Source organism: Microvirga pakistanensis (genome assembly GCF_004458765.1).
Taxonomy (GTDB): domain Bacteria; phylum Pseudomonadota; class Alphaproteobacteria; order Rhizobiales; family Beijerinckiaceae; genus Microvirga; species Microvirga pakistanensis.
Genome location: NZ_SPJX01000284.1, coordinates 1 through 223 on the forward strand (window position 1 = coordinate 1; position 223 = coordinate 223).

Annotated in this window: 1 protein-coding gene; it reads right to left on the reverse strand. The window is 70.9% G+C overall.

The window, feature by feature from the left end; translation table 11 throughout:
• On the reverse strand, positions 1–223 hold a 223-nt coding region (locus E4K09_RS15275; protein ID WP_134498416.1), incomplete at both ends, for an alpha/beta fold hydrolase.

Below are 223 nucleotides of genomic sequence, written 5' to 3' on the forward strand. Positions count from 1 at the left end.
ATCGCCGCCGGGGCGACCAGCACCACCCGGGCGATCCGGCCCGAGCCATGCCGGGTCAGATAGCGCACGACCTCACCGCTGGCGAAGGAGTGCGCCACCACAGTGACGCTCCCCAGCTCCAGCGCCTGAATGACGTCCGCCAGATCGTCCGCCAGGGTGTCGTAGTCGTAGCCTCGACCCGGATCGCTCGAGCGGCCATGCGCCCGCCGGTCGTAGGCGATGC